Origin of the sequence: Pseudomonas sp. UC 17F4 (genome assembly GCF_900101695.1) — a bacterium.
In the GTDB taxonomy this organism is placed as follows: domain Bacteria; phylum Pseudomonadota; class Gammaproteobacteria; order Pseudomonadales; family Pseudomonadaceae; genus Aquipseudomonas.
The window spans coordinates 3404836-3429965 of the sequence record NZ_FNKV01000001.1 but is presented as its reverse complement, the minus strand read 5'-3'; the positions used below and the strand labels follow the sequence as shown (position 1 = coordinate 3429965).

Annotated in this window: 24 protein-coding genes; 9 read left to right on the top strand and 15 right to left on the bottom strand. The window is 63.8% G+C overall.

What is annotated here, in order from left to right:
• Nucleotides 1-51 precede the first annotated feature (51 nt).
• The 3 genes from BLR26_RS15665 to BLR26_RS15655 form a co-directional block, all read right to left on the bottom strand.
• Nucleotides 52-1329, bottom strand: coding sequence for a serine/threonine transporter (locus BLR26_RS15665; RefSeq protein WP_045198247.1), 1278 nt, complete (start codon nt 1327-1329; stop codon nt 52-54).
• A gap of 217 nt (nt 1330-1546) precedes the next feature.
• Nucleotides 1547-2743 carry an amino acid aminotransferase gene (locus tag BLR26_RS15660; protein ID WP_093382176.1) on the bottom strand — a complete coding sequence of 399 codons (1197 nt, stop codon included), beginning with the start codon at nt 2741-2743 and terminating at the stop codon, nt 1547-1549.
• A 131-nt stretch (nt 2744-2874) separates the two neighbouring features.
• Nucleotides 2875-3900, bottom strand: a complete 1026-nt coding sequence (locus BLR26_RS15655; protein WP_093382174.1) for an Ldh family oxidoreductase — start codon at nt 3898-3900, stop codon at nt 2875-2877.
• 150 nt (nt 3901-4050) lie between these two features.
• Here BLR26_RS15655 and BLR26_RS15650 point away from each other — a divergent pair, with 150 nt between their 5' ends.
• The 7 genes from BLR26_RS15650 (at nt 4051) to BLR26_RS15620 (ending at nt 11081) form a co-directional block, all read left to right on the top strand.
• Nucleotides 4051-4920, top strand: a complete 870-nt coding sequence (locus tag BLR26_RS15650; protein ID WP_045198460.1) for a MurR/RpiR family transcriptional regulator — start codon at nt 4051-4053, stop codon at nt 4918-4920.
• A gap of 34 nt (nt 4921-4954) precedes the next feature.
• Complete coding sequence (locus tag BLR26_RS15645) at nt 4955-5713, top strand: transporter substrate-binding domain-containing protein (protein WP_093382171.1); 759 nt, start codon at nt 4955-4957, stop codon at nt 5711-5713.
• Nucleotides 5714-5819: 106 nt separating this feature from the next.
• Nucleotides 5820-6539 (top strand): ABC transporter permease, encoded by a 720-nt coding sequence (locus tag BLR26_RS15640; protein WP_045198240.1) that lies wholly within the window; start codon nt 5820-5822, stop codon nt 6537-6539.
• Nucleotides 6536-7246, top strand: a complete 711-nt coding sequence (locus BLR26_RS15635; protein ID WP_093382168.1) for an ABC transporter permease — start codon at nt 6536-6538, stop codon at nt 7244-7246. The genes BLR26_RS15640 and BLR26_RS15635 overlap by 4 nt, the downstream gene beginning before the upstream one ends.
• 25 nt (nt 7247-7271) lie before the next feature.
• The gene (locus tag BLR26_RS15630) at nt 7272-8513 is read left to right on the top strand and encodes an NAD(P)/FAD-dependent oxidoreductase (protein WP_093382165.1); all 1242 of its coding nucleotides are present in this window, start codon (nt 7272-7274) and stop codon (nt 8511-8513) included.
• An 18-nt stretch (nt 8514-8531) separates the two neighbouring features.
• Nucleotides 8532-9320: an amino acid ABC transporter ATP-binding protein gene (locus tag BLR26_RS15625; protein ID WP_045198234.1), complete on the top strand. Its 789-nt coding sequence runs from the start codon at nt 8532-8534 to the stop codon at nt 9318-9320.
• A gap of 615 nt (nt 9321-9935) precedes the next feature.
• Nucleotides 9936-11081 carry an acetyltransferase domain-containing protein gene (locus BLR26_RS15620; RefSeq protein ID WP_093382160.1) on the top strand — a complete coding sequence of 382 codons (1146 nt, stop codon included), beginning with the start codon at nt 9936-9938 and terminating at the stop codon, nt 11079-11081.
• Nucleotides 11082-11121: 40 nt separating this feature from the next.
• Here the strand turns inward: BLR26_RS15620 and BLR26_RS15615 are convergent, their stop codons facing one another.
• Together BLR26_RS15615 and hpaR are read right to left on the bottom strand one after the other, a co-directional pair.
• Complete coding sequence (locus BLR26_RS15615; RefSeq protein WP_093382156.1) at nt 11122-11415, bottom strand: hypothetical protein; 294 nt, start codon at nt 11413-11415, stop codon at nt 11122-11124.
• Between the two features lie 161 nt (nt 11416-11576).
• Complete coding sequence (gene hpaR / locus BLR26_RS15610) at nt 11577-11999, bottom strand: homoprotocatechuate degradation operon regulator HpaR (RefSeq protein WP_045198230.1); 423 nt, start codon at nt 11997-11999, stop codon at nt 11577-11579.
• A gap of 367 nt (nt 12000-12366) precedes the next feature.
• Here hpaR and BLR26_RS15605 point away from each other — a divergent pair, with 367 nt between their 5' ends.
• Nucleotides 12367-13182, top strand: coding sequence for a gamma-glutamyl-gamma-aminobutyrate hydrolase family protein (locus tag BLR26_RS15605; protein ID WP_093382151.1), 816 nt, complete (start codon nt 12367-12369; stop codon nt 13180-13182).
• Between the two features lie 84 nt (nt 13183-13266).
• On the opposite strand, the gene BLR26_RS15600 is transcribed toward BLR26_RS15605, so the two are convergent.
• The gene (locus tag BLR26_RS15600; protein ID WP_093382147.1) at nt 13267-13959 is read right to left on the bottom strand and encodes an MOSC domain-containing protein; all 693 of its coding nucleotides are present in this window, start codon (nt 13957-13959) and stop codon (nt 13267-13269) included.
• A 126-nt stretch (nt 13960-14085) separates the two neighbouring features.
• Between BLR26_RS15600 and BLR26_RS15595 the strand changes: the two genes are divergently transcribed.
• The gene (locus BLR26_RS15595) at nt 14086-14472 is read left to right on the top strand and encodes a hypothetical protein (protein WP_176794330.1); all 387 of its coding nucleotides are present in this window, start codon (nt 14086-14088) and stop codon (nt 14470-14472) included.
• A gap of 4 nt (nt 14473-14476) precedes the next feature.
• Here BLR26_RS15595 and BLR26_RS15590 read toward each other — a convergent pair whose 3' ends face one another.
• From BLR26_RS15590 to BLR26_RS15550, 9 genes are all read right to left on the bottom strand, one after another.
• Nucleotides 14477-16918, bottom strand: a complete 2442-nt coding sequence (locus BLR26_RS15590) for a TonB-dependent siderophore receptor (RefSeq protein ID WP_093382144.1) — start codon at nt 16916-16918, stop codon at nt 14477-14479.
• 87 nt (nt 16919-17005) lie between these two features.
• Nucleotides 17006-17980: a FecR family protein gene (locus tag BLR26_RS15585; RefSeq protein ID WP_093382141.1), complete on the bottom strand. Its 975-nt coding sequence runs from the start codon at nt 17978-17980 to the stop codon at nt 17006-17008.
• Entirely contained in the window at nt 17977-18483 is a 507-nt protein-coding gene (locus BLR26_RS15580) for a sigma-70 family RNA polymerase sigma factor (protein ID WP_093387516.1), read from the bottom strand. Before BLR26_RS15580 ends, BLR26_RS15585 begins: the two co-directional genes overlap by 4 nt.
• 104 nt (nt 18484-18587) lie before the next feature.
• Nucleotides 18588-19016 carry a MarR family winged helix-turn-helix transcriptional regulator gene (locus BLR26_RS15575; protein WP_038994982.1) on the bottom strand — a complete coding sequence of 143 codons (429 nt, stop codon included), beginning with the start codon at nt 19014-19016 and terminating at the stop codon, nt 18588-18590.
• Entirely contained in the window at nt 19009-20085 is a 1077-nt protein-coding gene (hemE, locus tag BLR26_RS15570) for a uroporphyrinogen decarboxylase (protein WP_093382136.1), read from the bottom strand. Before hemE ends, BLR26_RS15575 begins: the two co-directional genes overlap by 8 nt.
• Nucleotides 20086-20129: 44 nt before the next feature.
• Nucleotides 20130-20813 carry a ribulose-phosphate 3-epimerase gene (gene rpe / locus BLR26_RS15565; RefSeq protein WP_045198215.1) on the bottom strand — a complete coding sequence of 228 codons (684 nt, stop codon included), beginning with the start codon at nt 20811-20813 and terminating at the stop codon, nt 20130-20132.
• Between the two features lie 12 nt (nt 20814-20825).
• Complete coding sequence (locus BLR26_RS15560) at nt 20826-21752, bottom strand: alpha/beta fold hydrolase (protein ID WP_045198213.1); 927 nt, start codon at nt 21750-21752, stop codon at nt 20826-20828.
• Between the two features lie 45 nt (nt 21753-21797).
• Nucleotides 21798-23375, bottom strand: a complete 1578-nt coding sequence (locus BLR26_RS15555; RefSeq protein WP_093382133.1) for a class I adenylate-forming enzyme family protein — start codon at nt 23373-23375, stop codon at nt 21798-21800.
• Nucleotides 23362-24972, bottom strand: a complete 1611-nt coding sequence (locus BLR26_RS15550; RefSeq protein WP_093382131.1) for a phosphopantetheine-binding protein — start codon at nt 24970-24972, stop codon at nt 23362-23364. Before BLR26_RS15550 ends, BLR26_RS15555 begins: the two co-directional genes overlap by 14 nt.
• Nucleotides 24973-25130: the final 158 nt, after the last annotated feature.

Below are 25130 nucleotides of genomic sequence, written 5' to 3'. Positions count from 1 at the left end.
GACAATCTTTAGTTGTCCGGGAGCCGATTGCCGGCTCCCGAATCAGGCATTTCAGCTCAGCAGCGAGTACACCAGCGCCGAGATGGCCACCAGGCCCACGGCGACGACGAAGACGTTGGACATCTGCCCGCGGTACTTGCTCATCGCCGGCACCTTGCGGATGGCGTACATCGGCATCAGGAACAGGATCGCGGCGATCACCGGGCCGCCGAGGGTCTCGATCATGCCGAGGATGCTCGGGTTGAGGGTGGCGACGATCCAGCAGATGATCAGCATGAAGGCTGCGGTCATGCGGTCCAGGGCCTTGGCGCCCGGGCGCTTGCCGGTCTTCAGCACCAGGCCTTTGAGGCCTTCGCTGGCACCGATGTAGTGGCCCAGGAACGACTTGGCGATGGCGATGAAGGCAATCAGCGGCGCGGCGAAGGCGATGGTCGGGTTGCTGAAATGGTTGGCCAGGTACGACAGGATCGACAGGTTCTGCGCCTTGGCTTCGGCCAGTTGCGCCGGGGTCAGGGTCAGTACACAACTGAACACGAAGAACATCACCATGGCCACCATCAGCAGGTGGGCGCGGCACAGGATCTGCCCGCTGCGCTCATCGGCATGCGCGCCATAACGGCGCTTCTGGTCAACGGCAAAGGCCGAGATGATCGGCGAATGGTTGAACGAGAAGACCATCACCGGAATCGCCAGCCACAGGGTATGCAGGAACGCCGAGCCCGAAGGCATTTCAGTGGCGGTGCTGAGGATACCGCCACTCCAGTGCGGAATCAGGAACACCGCGAGGAACGCCAGGGCGACGATGAACGGATAGACCAGCCAGCTCATGACCTTGACCGTGGCCTGCTCGCCGCAGCGCACGATGGCCAGCAGGCCGAGGATCAGCACGAACGACAGCAGCGCGCGCGGTGGCGGCTCGATGTGCAGCTGGTGCTCCATGAAGCTGCCGACGGTGTTGGTCAGGGCCACACTGTAGATCAGCAGGATCGGGAAGATGGCGAAAAAGTACAGCAAGGTGATCAGGGCACCGGCACTCAGGCCGAAATGCTCTTCGACCACGTCGGTGATGTCGGCGCCGTCGCGCCCGGAGAGCACGAAGCGGGTCAGGCCGCGGTGGGCGTAGAAGGTCATCGGGAACGCCAGCAGCGCCAGGATCAGCAGCGGCCAGAAGCCGCCGAGGCCGGCGTTGATCGGCAGGAACAGGGTCCCGGCGCCGATCGCCGTGCCAAACAGGCCCAGCATCCAGGTGGTGTCCTGACGGGCCCAGCTGCCGAGGGCGGCGGGGGTCGATTCGAAGCGTTGTTCAACGCTTGGGGCCTGCTCATTCATCCGGGTGCAACTCCACTCGCAAGACTGCAACAGGGCCAGGAGTGGCTAAACAGACGCTTCGCCCCTCTTGACCATACAAAGAGGGGCGCGATTGTGCGCCGATTGGTTGCACTTGCAAAGCCCTGGCCGAGGAGTGGTTGCACCGAAGCTGCAAGCTATCAGCTTCAAGCTGCAAGAAAGGTTGTACCCACTCGCAGCTTGAAGCTGGAAGTGCCAGTTACCTTTGAACTGCAGCGAACGCCTTGGCCACCTGCTGCAGGTTGTCCGGACGCAGGCCGGCCATGCACACCCGGCCGCTGTCGATCAGGTACACACCGAACTCGTCACGCAGGCGACGCACCTGCTCGACGCTAAAGCCGGTGTAGCTGAACATGCCGCGCTGGCGCAGGAAGAACTGGAAGTCCTGGCCCGGCAGCAAGTCACCCAGGGTATCGACCAGGGCCTGGCGCATGTCGAGGATACGCAGGCGCATCTTCTCCACTTCCGCCTCCCACTGGGCATTGAGCTCAGCATCACCGAGCACCGCGGCCACCAGCTGGGCACCAAAGCTTGGCGGACTGGAGTAGTTGCGGCGCACGGTGGCCTTGAGCTGGCCGAGCACGCTTTGTGCAGTATCGCTGTCGTCACAGACCACCGACAGGCCGCCAACCCGCTCGCCATACAGCGAGAAGATTTTCGAGAACGAGTTGCTCACCAGGCACGGCACGCCGGCGCGGGCCACTTCACGGATGGCGTAGGCGTCTGCGTCCAGGCCTTCGCCAAAGCCCTGGTAGGCGATGTCGAGGAACGGGATCAGGTTGCGCGCCTTGAGCACTTCGATCACTTGCTGCCACTGCGCTTGGCTCAGGTCGACGCCGGTGGGGTTGTGGCAGCACGGGTGGAGCAGGACGATGCTGTTGGCCGGCAGGCCGTTGAGGCTGCCAAGCATGCCGTCGAAGTCGACGCCGCGGCTGGCCGGGTCGAAGTACGGGTAGGTGTTGACCTTGAAACCTGCGCCTTCAAAGATCGCCCGGTGGTTGTCCCAGGTCGGATCACTGACCCACACCTGCGACTCGGGGAAGTAGCGCTTGAGGAAGTCGGCACCGACTTTCAGCGCGCCGGAGCCGCCGACGGTCTGTACGGTGGCCACACGACCGGCCTCGACCGCCGGGTGGCCGGCACCGAACAACAGCGCCTGGATCGCCTGGCGGTAGCTGTTCAGGCCTTCCATCGGCAGGTACATCGAGGCTTCGTGAGGCTGGGCGGCAAAGCGCTGCTCGGCTTCGCGCACCGCGGCCAGCTGTGGCACCACGCCTGCGGCATCATAATACAGGCCGATGCTCAGGTTGACCTTGGCGCCGCGCGGATCGGCCTTGAAGGTCTCCATCAGGGAGAGAATCGGATCGCCGGCATAGGCATCGACATGTTTGAACACAGCGCACAGCTCCTTGGGTCAGGACAGTTCGGACTAAAAGCTGTGTCGAGGATACCTGTACTGGCGGCCGAGGAACATTACCCTTGGTGCAACTGATTTATGCATGTATGCACGGTAATCGGCTGGCTGCCCTACCCCGCCAGGCCCTGTAGCTGCTCAAGCTCCGCCACTGTCAGGGTCACGCCCTCCTTCGCCGACTGCTCGCGCTCGCGAAAACGCCGCTCACCCGGCATGCGCTGCAGGCCCACCGCCTGCATCTGCCGCACCAGCTCGCGGCTGCGTTCAGCAAAACGGTTACCTACTGAGCGGGCCGGGTCGATGACGATGATCAACTGCCCGGTCCAGGGCGTTTTCGCGCCTGGGTGTTGCGACCAGTCGAACTCGAACGAGAAGTTGCCGCCGGTCAGCGCCGCCGCCAGCAGTTCGACCATCATCGACAGCGCCGAGCCCTTGTGCCCGCCAAACGGCAGCAGCGCGCCGCCATCGAGAATCGCCTGCGGGTCGCAGGTCGGTTCGCCTTTATTGTCGACGCCCATGCCTTCGGGCAGCCGTTCGCCCTTGCGCGCGGCGATCTGCACGTCGCCATGGGCCATGGCGCTGGTGGCCATGTCGAAGACGATCGGGTCGCTGCCGGCGCACGGCGCGGCAAAGGCAATCGGGTTGGTGCCAAACAGCGGTTGCCGGGCGCCATGGGGCACCACGCAGGTCATGCTGTTGACCACGCTCAGGGCCACCAGGCCTTCATCGGCAAAAGGTTCGACATCCGGCCAGAGGGCGGCGAAATGGTGCGAATTATGGATCGCCAGCACGGCGATGCCGGCGCTGCGGGCCTTGGCCACCAATAGCTCGCGAGCCGCGGCCAGCGCCGGCTGGGCAAAGCCGCCCTTGGCATCGACGCGCACATAACCGCTGGCGAGGTCTTCGACAGCGGGTACGGCCTGGCCATCGACCCAACCACTTTCCAGGGTCGAGACATAACCGGGAATACGGAACACACCGTGGCTGTGAGCGCCATCGCGCTGGGCGCTGGCGCAGTTGAAGGCCAGGGCCTGGGCGACCGCTGCGCTGCAACCATGACGGACGAAAATACGCTGCAACAAGGCCTGCAGGTCGGCAAAGGCGATCTGCACGACAGCAGTGTCGGGACGTGCGGACATCTGAAGCTCCCTTATTGGATTTGGAATGGGCGACAGCGATGGGCAATGGCCAGACTTTCCTCCAGTGACAGCAAACTGTCAAATGTTGACTTGATGACAGAAAACATTCATTTTCTGTTTCCACGGACCACCGCCTTCGAGTATCGCCCTGTGAGCCAACCGATCAAACAGCGCCTGGAACACAGCCTGCACAACGCAGCGGCGTCGGGGCGCAAGATCGCCAGCTACATGCTCGCCCACCTCACCGACCTGCCGTTCGAAACCTCCGCAAGCCTGGCGGCGAAAATCGGCGTCAGCGAGTCGAGTGTCGGGCGCTTCTGCCGCTCGCTGGGTTACGAGCACCTCAAGGCCCTCAAACACGATCTTAAAGACGACCTCGGCGAAGGCCCGTGGCTGGTCGGTGATCGCCTGCAAGAATTTCGCCAACGCCATGGCCAGGATGCCGCCGGCCTGGCGCGCAGCCTGGAGCAGGAAGTCGGCGCCCTGGTGCGGGTTTACGAATACAGCCGCACCCCGGCCTGGAATACCGTCAGCCAGCGCCTGGCGCAGCGGCGCAAGGTGTTTATCGCCGGTTTTCAGACCGAGCGCGGCATCGCCCAGTGCATGGCGCACTTGCTGCAATACCTGCGCGACGGCGTGCAGGTGGTCGATGGCAGTGCCGGGCATTTTGGCGAAGTGCTGCTCAGTGACCCGGCCGACTGCGCCCTGGTGGTGTTCGAGGCCCGCCGCTATTCCCGCCATGCCCTGAACCTGTGCCGCAAGGCGCATGCCGCGGGCATTGCCGTCACCCTGGTGACCGACACTTTTTGTGACTGGGCCGATGCCAACGCCAGTGAGGTGTTTCGCATCCCCACCGAATTCAATCTGTTCTGGGAGTCCACCGCGACGATGCTGTCGTGGGTACACCTGATGGTCAACGAGGTCTGCAAGAAGCTAGGACCGGATGTTGAAAAACGCTTGGAAGCAACTGCAGCTCTACACAACGAATTCGTTGGCTACACGTCAACGAGCAAACAATAGCAAGAGTGCAAACAACAACAGATCGAGGTGTGTCATGAAACCTGTTATCCGCTTCGCAGGGGCTTGCGCCCTGCTGCTCGCCGGCTCGACCCTGGCCCAGGCCGAAACCCTGAAGATCGCTACCGAAGGCGCTTACCCACCGTTCAACTACGTTGATTCGGATAACAAACTGCATGGCTTCGACGTCGACATCAGCCACGCCCTGTGCGAACAGATGAAGGTCGAATGCACCCTGGTGGCCCAGGACTGGGAGGGCATCATCCCGGCCCTGATGGCGAAGAAGTACGACGCGGTGGTGGCGTCGATGATCAATACCGAAGAACGGCGCAAGAAGATCGCCTTCACCAACCACTACTACAAGACCCCGTTGTCGGTGGCCGTGGCCAAGGACAGCGACATCACCGACGCGCAAACCGACTTCAAAGGCTACACGGTCGGCGCGCAATCCTCCTCGACCCAGGCCATCTACGCCGAAGACGTCTATGGCAAGGCCGGCGCCGACGTCAAACTCTACCCGACCCTCGATGAAGCCAACGCCGACCTCGCCGCCGGGCGCCTGGACGGGGTGATTGCCGACAAGTTCCCGCTGACCGAATGGCTGGGCAAGGCCGGCAAGGACTGCTGCAAGATCCTTGGCGACGTCAACGGCACCAAGGCCGACGCCTCGATTGCCGTACGCAAGGAAGATGAAGCCCTGCGCGAACGCCTGAACAAGGCCCTGGACGAAATCGTCGCCAACGGCACCTACCAGAAGATCGCCAGTCGCTACTTCGACTTCGATATCTATCAGTGACTGATCGCGGGTCCATCCCGCTCCCACAAATACCCTGTGGGAGCGGGATGGACCCGCGAATAAGCCCTCCAAAGCACCATCACTCTTGAACCGAGAGGGTTCGCCCATGCTCGAACAACTGTCACTGCTTTCCTTCGCCAGCGGCGGCTGGGGCCAGGCTTTGCTGGCCGGCGCCCTGGTGACCATTTCCCTGGCCCTGGCCTGCCTGCCCATCGGCCTGCCGCTGGGCCTGGGCGTGGCCCTCGCCGCCCGCTCCTCCAGGCGCTTCCCGCGTGCTGCGGCGACGGTGTTCTCTACTGTGTTTCGTGGCCTGCCGGAACTGCTCACGCTGCTGATCATCTACTACGGCTGCCAGATTGCCGCGCAGAAAATCCTCCTGGCCATGGGCTATGAAGGCGAAGTGCTGATCAACACCTTCCTGGCGGCGATGATCGCCTTCAGCCTGGTGTTCGCCGCGTTCTCCAGCGAAATCTGGCTGGCCGCGTTCAAGACCGTCGCCAAGGGCCAGTACGAAGCCTCGGCGGCGCTGGGCCTGAGCAAGGCCACCACCTTTCGCAAGGTGGTCTTCCCGCAACTGGTGCGCATTGCCCTGCCGGGCCTGTCGAACAACTGGCTGTCGCTGCTCAAGGACACCTCGCTGGTATCGACCATCTCCCTGGTCGACCTGATGCGCCAGACTAACCTTGCGGTCAGCGTGACCAAGGAGCCGATGTTCTTCTACGGCGTCGCCTGCCTGGGCTATCTGTTGTTCTCGGCGCTGTCGGGACGGGTGTTCAGCTTCATCGAACAGTATTTCAGCCGCCATTTGCGGGGGGCACGGACATGAGCTTCGAACAACTGCTGGCGCTGGTACTCGACCCCGACCTGCTGGAACGCTACGGCCCGCGTTTTATCGACGGCCTGCTGGTCACCGGCAAGCTGGTGGCACTGTCGTTTACCCTCGGCGCCCTGCTCGGCATGCTCCTGGCCCTGGCCCGGCTGTCGGACAAGCTGGTGCTGCAACGCCTGAGCGCCGGCTACATCTACTTCTTCCGTGGCTCGCCGCTGCTGGCCCAGCTGTTCTTGCTGTACTACGGCCTGGGGTCGCTCAAGAGCTTCTGGCAAGAGGTTGGCCTGTGGTGGTTCTTCCGCGATGCCTGGTACTGCACGGTGCTGGCCTTCACCCTCAACACCGCTGCCTACCAGGCGGAGATTTTCCGGGGCAGCCTGCTGGCAGTCGCCCCCGGCCAGTACGAAGCCGCCAAGGCCCTGAGCCTGAAGCGCTCGACCACCTTCTTCAAAGTGATCCTGCCGCAGTCATTGATCGTTGCCATCGGCCCGCTGGGCAACGAACTGATCCTGATGATCAAGGCCAGCGCGATTGCCTCGCTGGTGACCATCTACGACCTGATGGGCGTGACCAAGCTTGCGTTCTCGCGCAGTTTCGACTTCCAGATCTACCTGTGGGCTGCCGTGCTCTACCTGCTGATCGTCGAGATCGTGCGGCGCAGCCTGAAACACATCGAAGCCCGCCTGGGCCGCCACCTGCGCTGATCGCCTGTTTGTGAGGAACGCTCCAATGCATTGTCAAACCATCGTTCTGGGCGCCGGCATCGTCGGCGTGTCCACGGCCCTGCACCTGCAGGCACGCGGGCGCAAGGTAATCCTGATCGACCGCGAAGAGCCCGGCAGCGGCACCAGCCATGGCAACGCCGGGCTGATCGAGCGCTCCAGCGTCATCCCCTATGCCTTCCCCCACGAGCTGTCGAGCCTGTTGCGCTATGGCCTGAACCGCCAACCCGACGTGCGCTACAGCTTCACCCACCTGCCCAGGATCGCCCCATGGCTGTTCAAGTACTGGCAGAACTCCTCGCCCGCCGGCCTTGCCGTGGCCACCCAGGCCATGCTGCCGCTGGTGCAGCGCTGTGTCGAGGAACACGACGCGCTGATCGATGCCGCAGGCCTCGGCGAGCTGGTCAAGGCCAGCGGCTGGATCGAGGTGTACCGCAATGAAGAGGCCTACCGCAAAGCCGTGGCCGACGCCCATGCCCTGAAAGCCTATGGCTTGAAGTACGAAATTCTCGACCGCCAGCAACTGCACGCGCGCGAAGTGGACCTTAGCGACAAGGTGGTCGGCGGTATTCACTGGCTCGACCCCAAGACCGTCAGCAACCCCGGCGGCCTGACCCGCGGCTATGCGGCGCTGTTCGTCCAGCGTGGCGGCCAGTTCATCCACGGCGATGCCCGCACCCTGCGCCAGATCGGCAGCGACTGGCAGGTCGACAGCCGCCAGGGGCCGATCAGCGCGCCGGAAGTGGTGATCGCCCTCGGTCCGCAGTCGGCCGAGCTGTTCAAGCCGCTGGGTTATCGCATTCCGCTGGAAATCAAGCGCGGCTACCACATGCACTATCGTGCCCGTGACGGCGCCGAGCTCAAGCATTCGATCTGCGATGCCCAGGGCGGTTACGTGCTGGCGCCGATGGCCATGGGCATCCGCCTGACCACCGGCATCGAGTTCGCCGCCAGCAGCGATGCCGCCAACCAGATCCAGTTGCAGCGCTGCGAAGCGTTGGCGCGCAAGGTCTTCCCGCTGGGCGAGCGGATCGATGCCGAACCCTGGCTGGGCCGCCGCCCGTGCCTGCCGGACATGCGCCCGGTGATCGGCCCGGCCGCGCGCCACAAGGGCCTGTGGTTCAACTTCGGCCATGCCCACCACGGCCTGACCCTGGGCCCGGTGACCGGCCGCCTGCTGGCGCAAATGATCACCGGCGAAACACCCTTTACCGACCCTGCGCCGTACCGCGCGGACCGCTTCAACTGATCGCGGGAGAATAACAACATGACCGCTTCACTCAGCCTTGCTACCCCAACCCCTGCCCTTGCCGCCGACCCGCGCAAGGTCGTGGTGACCATCGAGGGCCTGAACAAGCACTACGGCGCCTTCCATGTGCTGCGCGACATCAACCTGCAGGTGCGTGAGGGCGAGCGTATCGTCTTGTGCGGCCCTTCCGGTTCGGGCAAATCGACGTTGATCCGCTGCATCAACCGCCTGGAAATCGCCGAACAGGGCAACATCCGCGTCAACGACACCGATCTTGCCCTGACCACCCGCCAGGCCGCCGAGGTGCGCAGCGAAATCGGCATGGTGTTCCAGCATTTCAACCTGTTCCCGCACATGAGCGTGCTCGACAACTGCACCCTGGCGCCGATGAGCGTGCGCGGCCTGTCGCGCAAGGAGGCCGAAGACCGCGCGCGCTTTTACCTGAACAAGGTCGGGATCGAAAGCCAGGCCGGCAAATACCCCAGCCAGTTGTCTGGCGGCCAGCAACAACGGGTGGCGATCGCCCGGGCGCTGTGCATGAAGCCGAAGATCATGCTGTTCGACGAGCCGACCTCGGCGCTGGACCCGGAGATGGTCGCCGAAGTGCTGGATGTGCTGGTGAAACTGGCCGATACCGGCATGACCATGCTCTGCGTTACCCATGAAATGGGCTTCGCCCGCCAGGTGGCCGAGCGGGTGCTGTTTCTCGATGGCGGGCAGATCATTGAAGACGCAGCGCCCGAGGCGTTCTTCAATAACCCGCAGAGTGCGCGGGCCAAGGGCTTTCTGGCGCAGATACTGCACTAACCTGGGATTACGAGCGCTGCGCGCTCGATCGCGGGTCAAGCCCGCTCCTACAACGAACCTGTGGGAGCAACTGTCTTAAGCAGCTTGCAAGTATTGGGGCAGCCAGGCTGTGTTTGAGCTGATCCATTTGATGATGAGGCGCTGACGGCGGGTCACTTTTGCTTGGCGGCAAAAGTAACCAAAAACGCCCTGTCCCTTCATCGGCCCTGCGCTGCGCTCCGGGTTCCCTCCTTCCACCCTTGCTCCCGTGGGGGCGCGCCGACGGGCCGTCCCTGGCCCTGCGGCGCTCGCCGGCCATCCATGGCCGTCGCCCCACTACGCAAGGGTTCCACTCGGCCTTCTGCAAGGGACGATCGGTGGCGTCTGCAATTACGTACATCTAGAAGCAGAGCGCTTTTTTGCTTTCGCTTCTCGTGCATCGCCGGTCCATTCGCTGACAAGGCGCAAAGGTGAAGTGTGAGCAGCATCGCCAATGGATCAGCTCGCGCCTCTAAAGGCCTACGCTACCTGTAGGAGCGGCGGTGCGACGCCTCGACTTGTCCCGCGATGAGGCCAGCGCAACAATACTAGTTATGTTATAACGCACTACCTCATCCTTCCGGCGCTACCTCACCCATGCCACCCGCCACCCAACGCCTGCTTTGCATCGACGCCCTGCGCGGCCTGGTCATTGTCTTCATGCTCCTTGACCATGTACGCGAAACCTTCTTTCTGCACCGCCAGGTCAGCGACCCGATGGATGTCGCCAGCACCGACCCCTGGCTGTTCCTCAGCCGTACCCTCGCCCACCTGTGCGCGCCGGTGTTCGTCCTGCTCACTGGCCTGTCAGCTTACCTATACGGCGAAAAGCACCAGGGCAAGGCTGCGGTTTCGGCCTTCCTGTTCAAGCGTGGCCTGGTCCTGGTGCTGCTGGAGCTCACCCTGGTCAGCCTGGCCTGGACCCTGGAACTGCCGCCCAAGGTGATCTACCTGCAGGTGATCTGGGCCATTGGCTTGAGCATGATCGCCCTGGCCGGCCTGGTGTGGCTGCCGCGCCCGCTGCTGGTGTTAATCGGCGTGCTGATCGTCGCCGGGCACAACCTGCTCGACCCGCTGCACTTCGCTGCGGGCTCGGCGCTGCATGTCCCTTGGGCGATCCTGCATGACCGTGGCTGGATCGAGGTAGCCGACAACTTGCGCCTGCGTACCTCGTACCCGTTGCTGCCATGGATCGGCTTAATTGCCCTGGGCTATGCCATGGGCCCCTGGTTTGCCCAAGGTGCAGATGCGCAGGCACGTCAGCGCACGTTGCTGCTGACCGGCCTCGGTGCCCTCGCCGGCTTCCTGCTGCTGCGATTGCTCAACGGTTACGGCGAAGCCCGGTGGCAGGTTGGCGAAACCACGTTGCGCACGCTGATGAGCTTTTTCAACATCACCAAATACCCGCCATCGCTGCTGTTCCTGGCCCTGACCCTGGGCGTCGGCCTGTTGCTGCTGCGCAGGTTCGAGCACCTGCAAGGCAGCCACGCGATCCGGGTGCTGAGCGTATTCGGTGCCGCGCCGATGTTCTTCTACCTGCTGCACCTGTACGCACTGAAAGTGCTGTACCTGATCGGCGTCGCCTGCTTTGGCCTGAACCAGGGCAGCTACTTTGGTTTCGACGGGGTCTGGTCGGTATGGCTGACGGCGATGGTCTTGAGCGTTGCGCTCTATCCGCCGGTGCGCTGGTTCGCCGCCCTCAAGGCCCGGCGCCGCGATATCGGTTGGCTGAAGTACTTCTGAACAGGCCCGCCCCTGCAATCAGGGGCAGGCCTGGCAAGGCTTACTGCGGGTGCATTTTTGATTTGATCAGGCCGGCGATGAAGGTGAGCACCGCGCCCCCTGCACCGCCGCCGACAATACTGCTGATCAGTGCCGGCAGGTCCAGAGAACTGCCCGCGGCCACCGCCGCACCGGGTTCACCGGTAAAGGCTGCGAGTATCTGCCCGACAATCACCCCACCCACTCCACCGAAGATCGAGTTGAGTAACGGGCCCATGCTTTGTTTACTCATACCGGCTGCGTTGCCGCCCACCACACCGGCAACAATCTGAATAATCAGACTGACAATATCCATGATCCAACCCCTTTGTAGCGTTATCAATTGACGACTCGCGTCCTGCTACTTCAGAAAGTCACGACCACGGGAACAGAGACGCCGCGCTCCGGTCAACGACGGCACACTGTTGCGGATAGGCACAGTATAGGTAGCCAGCGGCCAGTGCGCCAAAACGGCGCTCAGGGCTTGATGTTCTTCAGGCAGTTGAGCAGGCCCAGCAGCTCGTGCAGTTTGTCTTCGCCGAACTGCTCAAGGATGCGCTGGTAGTTGTGTTCCATGTCTTCGCTCATGTCGACAAAGCATTGCTGGCCCTGTTCGGTCAGGCCGACGAACACCCGGCGCTGGTCCTGGGTCGACTTCTTGCGTCGCACCAGGCCGTCACGCTCCAGGCGCGCCAGCACGCCGGTCATGCTCGGCTTGAGGATGCAGGCCTGCTCGGCCAGTTGGTGGCTTTCCAGTTCGCCTTGCTGGCGCAGGATGCGGATCACCCGCCACTGTTGTTCGGTCAGGCCATGGGCGTTGAGCGAGGGGCGGAAGAAGGCCATGGCGGCTTCGCGGGCTTGCAACAGGGTCAGGGTCAGGGACGGTCTTGGAGTGGGCATGGTTCAGGCTGGTAGTCATCGGTGACAGCCAGCTTAAGAGAAACCGCACGATGCAGCAAAGCCGCGCAGGCGCTGGTTCGGCCATACACCGGACGCTTGTTAAATATAATGAACTGGCCGTAGCAGACGCCTTGCCGGTTATCGGGGGCTGCAGGCTGATAATTGCATCCAGGCAATCTCAAGCTTCGCCCGTGCAATCTGAAGTTGTTTGACATATTAAACGGCTCTGGCAAGCTATATGACAGGTTTCGACCGGATACAGCCCCTTGCTTGGCGTACCGGCAGTGCTCGAAACCTCAGGCAGCGCAAAGGTTCCAGCTGCGCGCCTGCACAATAATGACAGGCTGCGCCTGTCCCAAGGTGACATATGCCCAACAGCAACATTGGCAATAAGAATCAAACCCTTCGCAAACCCGTCGTGCTGATGACCATGGGCTCTCAGGAGCGCAAAGGCCACGACTATCAGGTAATGACCCACAAATACATCGTCCCGCTGGTAGAACACGCCGGCTGCGTACCGGTGCTGGTGCCGACCTGCTGCGGTACTGACGACCTCGAAGCCTACCTGGACATGGCCGACGGTGTTTACCTGACCGGCGCCGGCAGCAACATCGACCCGGCCCTGTACGGCCAGGAGAACGAAACCCCGGGCAAGGCCCAGGACCGCGACCGCGACCTGTTCGACCTGCCGCTGGTGCAACTGGCTATCGCCCGTGGCCTGCCGATTTTCGGCATCTGCCGTGGCATGCAGGAAATCAACGTGGCGCTGGGTGGTGACATCTACCAGAAGGTCTACGCCGAGCCAGGCTTCAACGACCACCGGGAAAACCCGGACGATCCGGTCGATGTCCAGTACAGCGCGGTTCACAGCGTCAAACTGGAGCAAGGCAGCTGGCTGCAAAAGTTGCTGCAGAGCAATGAAATCCGCGTCAACTCGCTGCACGGCCAGGGCCTGAAAAACCTCGGCGAAGGCATCGAACCCCTGGCCCGTGCCGAAGACGGCCTGGTCGAAGCCATCCACGCCCCGAGCCTGTCGCCGTTCCTCTTCGCGGTGCAATGGCACCCGGAATGGCAAGCGGCGAAAAACCCCGACTCGGTGAAGATGTTCCAGGCCTTCGGTGAAGCCTGCCGCAAGCAGGCTGCCAAGGGTCAGGTGGTGAAGAAGCTGGGTACGGCTGCCTGATTGCAATCGCGGGTCAAGCCCGCTCCCACACGAGTTTACACACGCTGTGGGAGCGGGCTTGACCCGCGACAGGCTACCTGCCAATCACCCAGGCCCCTGCAAACGCGGCGCCCAGTCCTCGACTTCGGCCTTTTCCAAACGTCGTGACAGGGTCCGGCGCCAGGAAGCCGCCAACGGCAGTTCCAGGCACTGGCGAATCACCTCGAGGTCGACCTGCCTGTCGAACAGCACCGACGACAAGCGCGCTACCGACCACTGCGGATGCGGCTGTGCGATCAGCTCGATGTTCATGCCGGCAGCCAATATGCCTTCTTCCAGCACCCGGTAGTACCAGCCGGTACGGCCGCTTTGCTGGACCCGCAACGACATGTCTTTTACCCCGAAGCGGTCATTGAGTTTCCAGCACGGCATGCGCCCCTGGGAAATCTCCAGCAGCGCGCTGCCAGCGCGAAAGCGATCGCCCAGGCATACGGTCTGCTCGGTCCAGCCGCAGGTGCTTAAGTTTTCGCCGAAGGCGCCCGGAGCCTGCAGCAGCGGATGCTCGCCCAGCTCTGCAGCCCAGGCGGCATAGTGTTCGCGGGGGTAATGGTGGATGGCCTTTTCGACCCCGCCATGCACACGTAAGTCGCCCTGCTCATCGCCAACCAGGCCCAGTTCGGTGACCGCGACCTCGCCGTCACGCGGCATCTTGGCGATGGCACTGGATGAGCCCGGACGGGCGAAAGGCACGGCGCGCCCGGTCAATACGCTTTGCAGTTGCAGTTGTTGCGCCAGCATGGGCGACTCGCTCCTGGTGAAGTTCGGCGAAGTGAAAGGGTATCACTGAGCGCCGCCCGCACCAGTGCTCAATAGCTATCTGCCAGGCATGGGCAAAAGTCCTCGAGCCTCGCTATGCTGCAAGGCATGAACGCCACCCTGCCCACCCGCACCCCCTGCCCGCCCGGCGCTTGCGACTGCGGCCGCGAGACGCTGCAGGACCCGCGCATCCTGCTGCTGACGCGCCAGGAAGAAAGGCGCCTGCTCGAACGCCTGGAAAACCTGCAGAGCCTGGACGACCTGGAGCACATGCAGCGGCGCTTGTATGAGCAGCTGGGGATTCGGCTGCAGATCACCCCGAGCTTCAACGAGGTGCGGACCATGCGCGGTATCAGCATCCAGATCGAAGACCTGCCGGGCTTGTGCCGCAAGACCCGGCAGAACATTCCGGCGGCGATCAGGCGGGCGCTGGAGAAGCAGCCGGAGATTGCCTACCGGCTGCTGGATGCCCATGACTTGTTGCGCGATACCTGAAGGCTTACCAGTTGTAGGTCAGGTCGGTGGTGATGGTCCGCCCTTCGCCGTAGTAGCAGTCCACGTCACTGGTGCAGCGGCTGACGTAGGACTTGTCTTCGAGGTTCTGCAGGTTCATCTGCACCTTCACGCCCTTCAGGCGCAGCGGCGATTGCTGCAGGTCGTAGGAGAGCATGGCGTCGTACACTGTGTAGGACGGGATGCTGAAATGCCCGTCGGCAAAATCGGTGCCGTCGCTACCGCGTACATAACGCGCGCCCAGGCCCATGCCGAGGCCTGCGACCTTCGTGTCGCCGGTGAAGTGGTAATCCAGCCACAGTGCTGCGGTCATCGGCGGCGTACCGGACGGATGACGGCCTTCGCGGCCGTCGTTGTCCTTGGTGTAGACCACGTCGTTGCGCGACACCGAGGCGATCAGGCCGAGGTTGTCGCTGAGGCTGGCCTTGCCTTCGAGTTCGACACCGCGTGAACGCAGCTCGCCGACCTGGCTGTTGAAGCCGGGGTTGCCGACATCGGCGGTGAGGATGTTCTGCTGCTTGATCTCGTACACCGAGAGCTGGATGAAGCTGTCCTGGCCAGGCGGCTGGTACTTGATACCGGCCTCGACCTGCTTGCCGGTGGACGGCTCGAACGCTTTGCCGGCGTAGTCGGCGCCGGCCAGCGGCAGGAATGATTCGGAGTAGCTGAGGTAAGGCGTGACGCCATTGTCGAAGGCGTAGCCCAGGCCGGCGCGGCCGGTGAATTTCTCGTCCTTGACAGTGGTATGGGTGCCAGCGAGCGGCTCCTTGTTATCGGCCTCGGCCCAGTCATAGCGACCACCGAGGGTCAGGAACCAGTTATCCCATTTGAGCTGATCCTGCACGTACAGGCCGGTCTGGTTGATGGTGCGGTCCCATTTGAACGGCTGGCCGAAGTTCATCGGCTTGCCATACACCGGGTTGTAGAGGTCGATGATCGGTGGATTGCGGTCGTACAGGCCGAGGAATCGGGAGTTGGAGTGGTAGTAATCGACACCGATCAACAGGGTGTGGGCGAGGTCGAAGGTATTGAACTTGGCCTGGGCCATGTTATCGATGCCGAACACCTTGTTGCGCTGGGCCCAGTCGACGCCAAAGCGGGTCATGGCGCTCTGGTCGTCGGCGCCAGTGACCGGGTTGGGCACGAAAGCGTAGCCGTGCAATGGCGCCCGAAACTTGTCATCGACGTAGGCGTAGCGGGTGTTCTGCTTGAGGGTCCAGACATCGTCCAGCTCATGGCTGACTTCGTAGCCGAAGGTGTACTGCTCGCGATCATAGGCGTTGACCCCCGGTTCACCGATGAAGCGGCTGCGCTTGATCCGCCCGTTGGCGCTGGCGAACACCGTGCCCACCGCCGGCAAGCCCTGGGCTTCGGGTACGCCGTTGTCGCGCTGGTAATGGCCGTAGACGGTCAGGCGGGTCTGCTCGTTGGGGCTCCAGGTCAGGCTCGGGGCGATCATGTAGCGCTGCTGTTCGACGTAGTCGATTTCGCCGTTCTTATCCAGGCCCATGCCGGTGACCCGGTACTGGTACTCGCCCTGGTCATCCACCGGGCCGGCGAAGTCGAAGGCGCCATAGCGGCGGTCCTGGCTACCGCCACCGATCTTGACCTCATGCAGCGGCGTCGCGGTCGGGCGCTTGGAGACCATGTTGACCAGCCCGCCTGGCTGGTTCTGGCCGTAGAGCACCGAGGCCGGGCCCTTCATAACCTCGATGCGCTCCAGCGCGTAGGGGTCGATCTGCAGGGCGCCACCGGTACTGCCACCGCCATACGGCAGGTGCAGGCCGTCCAGGTACAGCGGCGTCGGGCTGAAGCCGCGGGAGGTCGGTTCGTCGAAAATCCCCACCCGGTCGGAGAAGCCGCCACCGGTAATGCCCGGGGTGTAGCGCAGGGCCTGGGTAACGGTCTGCGAACCCAGCGCCGAGATTTCATCCTGGGTGATGACGTTGATGGTCTGCGGCACTTCCAGCACCGAGGTGTCGGTTTTGGTCGCGGTACCGGTGCGTTTGGCCACATAGCCCTGCACCGGGCCCCAGGCGTCTTCACTGGCGTTGGAGACGATCTGGGTCAGGCCCAGCTCCAGCGCCCCGCTGTGCTCGGCCGGCACCAGGCTCCAGGTGCCGCCGGCGGTGATATTGAGGTTGAGGCCGCTGCCATTGAGGGCCTGGCTGGCCGCTTGCTCGGGCGTGAACTGGCCGCTGACCGCCGCCGAGCGCTTGCCTTGCAGCAGCGCCGGCTTGACCGACAGCACCCGCCCAGACTGACGGGCGATGCGGCTCAGGGCTTCGCCCAGGTCGCCGGCCGGGATATCGAAGCGCTGGCTGGCGCTGACGCTGTTGTCGGTTTGCGCCACGGCGTACAACGGCGCGCCGCTGCCCAGGGCGATGGCAAGGGCCAGCAGGCTGGGACGGATCATGGAGTCGGGCATGGAGGGGTTGGCTCGTTCAAAGTTGTTGTCGATAACGAGGACACGCCACGCAACAAACCCCCTCAAGGAAATCGCAATTATTTTTATTTAGATCACATCGATGCGAGTCAGCCAGCCACCAAAACTGTCGACCCGGATCGGCAAGGTCTCGGCCAGGGAGCGCAAGGTGCGTTCGCTGTCATCCAGCGGAAAGCTGCCATAGACCCGCACCTGCGCGGCCTGCGGGCTGATGCGCAGCAGCCCGGCGCGGTACGGGCGCAAGGCTTCGATCAGCTCGCCCAGGGGTTCGTCGCGCACATCCACGCGGCCCTCGGTCCAGCTCGCCCGGGTACGCAGCGACGCGGCCAGCGGCTGGCTGGCGTGGCCATCAAAACGAAAGGCCTGGCCCTCCTCCACACGCAAGGCGGGCGCACTGCCGCTTCTGAGCAGCACGCTGTGCTGCTGCACCGAGACCAGGCTCTGCTGTTGTTCCTGGCGCACGCTGAAGCGCGTGCCCAGGGCCTGCACCTGGCCTTCGCGGGTGGCGACGACAAAGGGCCGGCCCGGCTCTGCAGCAACCTCGGCTTGCAGCTCGCCGTCGCGCAGCAGCACCAGCCGCTGCCCGGCGCTGAAGCGCACATCCACCGCGCTGCGCGCATTCAGGCGCAGCCGCGAACCATCGGCCAGGGTGAAGGTGCGCCGCTCGCCGGTGCCGGTGCGCAGGTCGGCGAGCAGGTCGCCCAGTGGCGTCATGCGATTGCCGAGCGCGCCGGCGCCCAAACCCAGCAACAGCATCGCCAGGCCGCCGCCCAGGGCCTTGCGCCGCGACGGCGACGGCAAGGCGCGCAGGCTGCGGCTGGCCATGGCCAACTGGCCGGGGCTACGCTGCTCGGCCTGCTGCAGGTCGGCCAGGGGTTCGTCGAGCAAGGCGTTGACCCGCTGCCAGGCGGCCTGATGGCCGGGCGATTGCTTGAGCCAGGTGTTGAAGGCCAGCAGCAAAGGGCTGCCGGCCGGGGCATTCTCCAGCTTGAGCAGCCAGTCCACCGCTTCGTGGGTAGCGCGGTCCAGTGGTGTGCTGCTCATTCTGGCCTGGCGCTCAGGCAATGCAGGAAGGCCCGGCGCAGGTCACGCTCGACCGTCGCCAGCGACACCCCCAGGCGCTCGGCGATGGCCGGCTGGCTCAGGCCTTCGAGACGATGCAGGATGAACCCATGGCGCACCCGCGTCGGCAGGCCGTCAAGCAGGCGATCGATTTCAGCCAGGGCTTCACGCACCAGCAGCACGTCTTCAGCCGAAGGCATGCACTGCTCGGGCAGGCTCGCCAGCTCGTCGAGGTAGGCCTGCTCCAGCGCCCGGCGGCGGAACAGATTGCTCAGCAGGCGGCGGGCGACAGTGGCGAGAAACGCCCGCGGCTGGTCAAGGGCGGGCAAGGCGCTGCTGGTCATGGCCCGCACAAAGGTGTCCTGGGCCAGGTCCGCGGCATCGTCCGGGCAGTTCAGCCGCCGGTACAGCCAGGCACGCAGCCAGCGGTGATGGTCACTGTAGAGGTGGGCGACGATAGCCTTGGAGTCGACAGAGCTCGGCACGAGGGTGATCACACATTAATGGTAATTACTCTCATTATCATGATGCTGGAGTGATTGCACAATCCCCTTTCGCGGGGCAAGCGGACTTGCCCCGCGCGGCGGGCTCAGCGCAAACGCGCCCTGATCCGGTGGCAAACATCCAGCACCTGCTCCACCTCACCCTCGCCCAGGTCGATCTTGCAGGCCATGTTGCTGAACACCTGCGCCGCCTCGGCCTTGAGCTCACGGCCCTTGTCGGTCAGCAACAGGTTGCGCCGGCGACGGTCGTTGGGGTCGAGGTACACGGTGATGAAGCCGTTGTCGGCCAGGCGTTTGACGATCGGCGTCAGGGTGCCAAGGTCGAACAGGGTCAGCTCGCTCAGGGCGCTGATCGAGACATCGTCCTGGCCCCACAGGCCGGCCATCACCAGCAGTTGCGGGTAGGTTACGCCGCGCTTTTTCAGCGGCTCGGCGTAGTCGCGAACCATGGCGTTGGCCGTCGAGTACAGCGAGAAGCACAGCATCCGGTCGAAATCGAAGGTCGGGTCAAGCATAGGCACCTCCGCGCACACGGCTCAGTTCATGCACGGCATTGACCAGCGTGGCCACCGCCTCGGGCGAGGTCGCCGGGGAAATCCCGTGGCCCAGGTTGAACACATGGCCAAAGCCCGCAGCGGGCGGCCCGAAGGCCTGCAGGGTACGCTGCACTTCATGGCGGATACAGGCCTCATCACCCAGCAACACGCTGGGGTCGAGGTTGCCCTGCAGGGCAACACTGTTACCCACCAGTTGCCGGGCCATGCCCAGGTCGCAGGTCCAGTCCAGGCTCAGGGCATCGGCGCCGCTGTCGGCCATCTCCGCCAGCCACGGGCTGCCGCCCTTGGTGTAGATGATCGACGGCACCCGCTGGCCGTGGTGGGTCTTGTGCAGGCGCGCCAGCACCTCGCGCATGTAGAACAGCGAAAACCGCTGGTAGGCGCCGTCGGCCAGCACCCCGCCCCAGGTGTCGAAGATCATCAGCGCCTGGGCACCGGATTCGATCTGCGCATTGAGGCTGGCCGCCACCGCCTGGCTGGTGACCTGGAGAATGCGCTGGAGCAGCTCCGGGCGGCGGTAGAGCATCTTCTTGATCAGCTGGAAATCGCCCGGCGGGCCGCCTTCGACCATGTAGCAGGCCAGGGTCCAGGGGCTGCCGGCAAAGCCGAGCAGTGCCACCTTGGGGTCAAGCTCGCGGCGGCTCTGGGCCACCGCCTGGTACAGGTAGTCCAGCGCTTCGGGCTCTGGCACGCGCAGGCGCTTGATGGCCTGCTCGTCACGCAGCGGATGGCGAAAGCGCGGGCCTTCGCCATGGCCGAAATACAGGCCCAGGCCCATGGCATCGGGCACGCTGAGGATGTCGGAAAAGACGATGGCTGCATCCAGGTTGAAACGCCGCAAGGGTTGCAAGGTGGCTTCGGTGGCGTAGTCCGGGGTTTTCACCAGGCTCAGGAACGACCCGGCCCGGCCCCGCAGCTCGCGGTACTCGGGCAGGTAGCGCCCGGCCTGGCGCATCAGCCAGACCGGCGTATGCGTTGTCGGCTGACGCAGCAAGGCCTTGATTAGGGTTGTAGTGTGCAAGGACAGGTAACTCGTACTGGATTCGCGAGAATCGTTGGAAAGACCGCCTATCAGTGGCGGTTGGGCAAAGCGTGGGCAATCTCGCGGCGCAAGGCCTCGATGCTGGCGCGGTAATCGCCCTGGGCGAAAATCGCCGTGCCGGCCACGAACATGTCGGCGCCGGCGGCGGCCACCTGGCCGATGGTGTCAAGGTTGACGCCGCCGTCCACCTCCAGACGGATCGCCCGGCCACTGTCGTCGATAAGCTTGCGCGCTGCGGCAATCTTGGGCAATACCGCAGGGATGAACTTCTGTCCGCCAAAGCCCGGGTTGACCGACATCAGCAGTATCAGGTCGAGCTTGTCGAGCACGTATTGCGCGGCGTCCAGGCCGCTGGCCGGGTTGAACACCAGGCCCGCCTTGCAGCCCAGGTCCTTGATCAGTTGCAGCGAGCGGTCCAGGTGCAGGGTCGCCTCGGGGTGAATCGAGATGTAGTCGGCGCCGGCTTCGGCAAAGGCCTGGATCATCGCATCCACCGGCGTCACCATCAGGTGCACGTCAATCGGCGCGGTGATCCCGTGGCTGCGCAGGGCCTTGCAGAACTGCGGGCCCATGGTCAGGTTGGGCACATAGTGGTTATCCATCACATCGATATGGATGACATCGGCACCGGCGGCCAGTACCTGCTCGGCTTCAGCGCCGAGGCGGGCGAAATCGGCCGCCAGAATCGACGGTGCAATCCAGAACTCTTTCACGGGTGTACTCCATTACTCATTGACTAATCGTTGCCGCGGCCCGGGTTCACGCTGAAGCAGCGCGGCGTTGATCTGCGCGATCAAGGCCGTGCCGGGTTCCTCCAGGTGAAAATGATGGCCGCCCTCATGCCAGTGCACCTGGGTGGCCCAGGGCAAGGCGTTTTTTCTTTTATCGAACTGGGCACCGGCAAACAGCCCCTGGCGCCCGAGCAGCAGGTGCAGCGGGCAGCTGATCTGGCGCAAAAAGTCGCAGGCCTGGCGCTCGGTCAGTTGCATAGGCTCAGGCAGCACCAGGCGTGGGTCGTGGCGCCAGCGGTAGCCGTCGCCGACACTGAGCAGGTCGCGCATGGCCAGCAGCCGCGCGCCCTCGGCGCACAGGGTGCCGTCGATGCTGTTGCGCCGCTCGCCGATGGCCGCTTCAAGGCTGCCAAACTGTGCCGATTGCGGCGCTGAAAACCCATGCAAGCGGGTACGCAAGGCCAGGCGCAGCAGGCGCTGGGATTTTTTCAGGTGCTCGACGGTGTCTTCTTCGGCAATGGTAAAGGGTGCGCCCATGCCGTCGATGAACACCATGCTGTCGATCGACTTGTTCATCGCCGCCAGAATCGATGCAACCCCGGTGCCCATGGAGTGCCCCAGGACCGAAAAACGCTTCCAGCCCAGGCACTCGACCAGGGCGTTCATGTCGTCGGCGTGTTCCCACAGGTAATAGCCGCTGTCACCCCGACGGTGCTCGGAGCGGCCGTGACCGGCCAGGTCCGGGGCGACCACGAAGCAGTCCTCGAGCAGCGGCGCGATCCGTTCGAACGACGCTGCGTTGTCCAGCCAGCCATGCACGGCGAGCACCGGGTGGCCGCGCTCATTGCCCCAGATGCGCAAGGCGAAATGGTTGCCGTTGACGTCCAGCGATTGCTCGCGACCTCTGTTGCCCAGACTCATATCCGCACATCCTGTATGCCTGAATCACCGATAAAAAAGCGCCACTCAACCGGCCACGGCCAGTTGCGCATGGCGCGCTGTCTGTTGCAGTTGCTGCAAGTCGAACTTGCCATTGGCGGTGCGCGGCAGGTTGCCCTCGATGCTGATCGACAGCGGCACCTTGTGCGCTTCAAGGCCATGGCGGCAACGTTCGAGCAAGTGCTCGGCACTCAGGCTGACACCTTGGCCCAAGGTGACGAACGCCCATAGCCCCTCGCCGACCGAGGCATGTTCGATACCGACCACCGCCGCCGCTTCGACACCGTCGATGGCATACAGAAAGCTCTCGACCTCGCTGGGGCTGACCTTCATGCCGCGCGACTTGATCATGTGGTCCATGCGCCCCTGGAAGTACAGGTAGCCATCCTGGTCGAGGCTGCAATAGTCGCCGGTGTACAGCACGCTTTCCCCCGGGTACGGCCCCGGCTTGAGTTTTTGCGCGGTGGCCTGGGGGTTGCGCCAATAGCCGGCCATCACCGTGGCGCCGCGAATCACCAGCTGGCCGACCTGATGCGGCGTGTCGATGCGCCGGCCCTCATCGTCCACCAGCCACAGCTCGGTGTTGGGGATGGCGATGCCGACACTGCCCGGCTTGTCGTCGATGTCCTCGGGCGGCAGGTAGGTGCAGCGCTTGCACTCGGTCAGGCCGTACATCGAGAAGATCAGCGCCTGGGGGAACAGGCCCTTCATCTGCGCAATATGGTTGGCCTTCAAGGCCGCGCCGGTGTTGGTGACCATGCGTACCTGCGGGAAGGTCGCCTCGCGCTTGTGCGCATACTCGTGCAGGAGCATGAGCATGGTCGGCACGAACGGGATCACCGTGACCTGGTACTGGCGGATCTTCTTGATCAGGAAGATCGGCCAGGTGAACTCCTTCTCCAGCACCAGCGTGGCCCCGGCGCTCAGGGCCATGATCATCTGGTACAGGCCGTAGTCGAACGACAGCGGTAGCGAGCACAGCACATTGTCGCTGGCCTGGTAGCCCAGGTAGGTGTGCAACGAGTTGAGCGCCGCGAGCATATTGCGGTGGGTGAGCATCACGCCCTTGGGCGCGCCGGTGGAGCCGGAGGTGTAGATGATCGCCGCCAGGTCCAGGTCAAGGTTGCCACACGGCAGCGGAATGCCGGCGCCCTGCCCCAGCAGGCTTTCAAGCGTGTGGGTATCGGCTGCGTCGGCTTCGCCGTCGAGCAACACAATGGCCTTGAGGTAGCTCAGCCCGGCGGTGCCGGGCGCCAGGCTGGCGAATTTCTCCGAGGTGGTGATCAGCACCGAGGCCTCGGCATCGCGAATGATGTAGTCGAGGCTGTCGGCCGGGGTTTCCAGGCCGACGTTGACCATCACCCCGCCGGCCCGCAGCACGCCCCAGAAGGCACAAACGGTTTCGACCCGGTTGCCCAGGCACACCACCACGCGTTCCTGGCGCAGCAGGCCATTGACCTGCAGGCCGGCGGCCAGGCGCCCGCTGGCTTCATCGAGCTGGGCGTAGGTGTAGGTTTCATCGGCGTAGATGATCGCCGCTTTGTCCGGGTGCAGGCCGTTGGGGGTTTCCAGCACCTGCTGCAGGAGGACGTCAGACGCCTTCATGCTGCACCTCGGTACGCGACCGGCGCGCGACCGCCGGTTGACGATGAGCGTCGATGTAGCCCGCCAGGGTCGCCACGGTGTTGAAGTGGCCCGGGGCGATGGTGTCGGGATTGACGAAGAAGCCTTCGATGTCGTCTTCGAGGTTGACCAGCAGCTCCATCGAGGTCAGCGAGTCCAGGCCGAGGTCGTCGCGCAGGTGCGAGTCGGCGCTGATCACGGTGTTTTCCGGCAGCTTCAGCACCACCCGCAGGATCTCGCCAAGCTGGCGCTGGGTCGCGGCCTGGGCGATCGGCGTCGGCTCGCCAGGTGCCGGTGCCGGTGCCGGTGCGGCGCCGAGCATGGCCGACAGTGGTACGTCGGCATGGCTGTCGCGGATGTCCAGGGCGGTTTGCCGGGCGCGGGCGAGGAACAGCTGGCCGTTGCTGACGATCACCTCGGCCGGGTGGCCATGGCTGTGGAACAGGGTGGGCGATGCGGACGGGCCATAGGCGCCGGAAGCGGTGACAGCGAGGATGTCGCCCTCGTGCAGGGTTTCGATCTGCAGGTCGCGGGCCAGCAGGTCGTCGGGGCTACAGAGCGGCCCGGAGATATGGTATTCGCGCAGCGGTGCGCCGGTGCTGCCGGTGGCATGGACGATACGAAAGTTGCGCTTGAGCACCTGGCCGCTGCCGGCGGCGGCGCCATGGCAGTTGGTACCGCCATCGGTGACGGCAAAGGTCTTGCCGTGGTTTTCCTTGATGTTGTCGACCGTCACCAGCAAGGCGCCGCACTTGCCGGCGATAAAACGCCCGGACTCGACGATGATGCGGGTCTGCGGGAACTGCTGGTTGAAGGCTTCGAACAGCGGCGCCAGCAGTTGCTTGAGCTGGCGGGTGTCGAGTTCGTTCTCGTTCTCGTAGTACTTGATGCCCAGGCCGCCACCGACATCGACCATGCTCATGTCCAGGTTGTAGCGCCGGGTCAGGCTGCGGAACAGGCCGAGGATGTACTTGGCGTTGTCGTACACCGATTGCGCATCGAGGATCTTGGTGCCGTTGTAAACGTGAATGCCCTTGATCTTCAGGTTGGGCAATGCTGCGTAGTCACCGAAATTGGCCATCGCGGTGTCTTCTTCGATACCGAAGTGGGTCGGCCGCCCGCCCATCTTCCACGGCGAGCCGGAGGCGGAGAAATTCGGGTTGATGCGGATCGCCACCGGCGCCACGCAGTTCAGCTCGCCGGCCAGGACCGAGAGCTTGCGCAGCTCGGTCTCGGACTCGACGACGATGGCGAACACCCCGACCTCCAGGGCGCGCCGGTGTTCTTCAGGCTTTTTATAGGGCCCGAGGAAAATGATGTCCTGGGGGTCGACCCCGGCCTTGAGGGCAATTTCCAGCTCGCCCAGCGAGCAGACTTCGGTGTTACCGCCGTAGGAGCGGATCAGTTTTACCAGGGACAGGTTCGGGTTGACCTTCAACGCATAGAAGATGTCCACACAGTCCGGCAATGCATCGCGCAACTCGTTGAAACTGTTGCGCAGCACGGCTTCATCGTAGAGGTAGGTCGGTGTCCCGAACGTTGCTTTTGCCTGGACGACCAGTTCCTTGGAAAGCTTCATCTGTTGCTCCCTTCGTTCTTATAGTGTGCCGCCGCTGCGCGCGTACCCCGTCCCGGCTCGAAAGCACCGTTACAGGGGCGAATAGCGGGATGGCGTCAAGGTTGGTTGCGCACCACTGCCGGACGTGTGCTGGCGTCCGGCATAAAACTTTGCGCGCA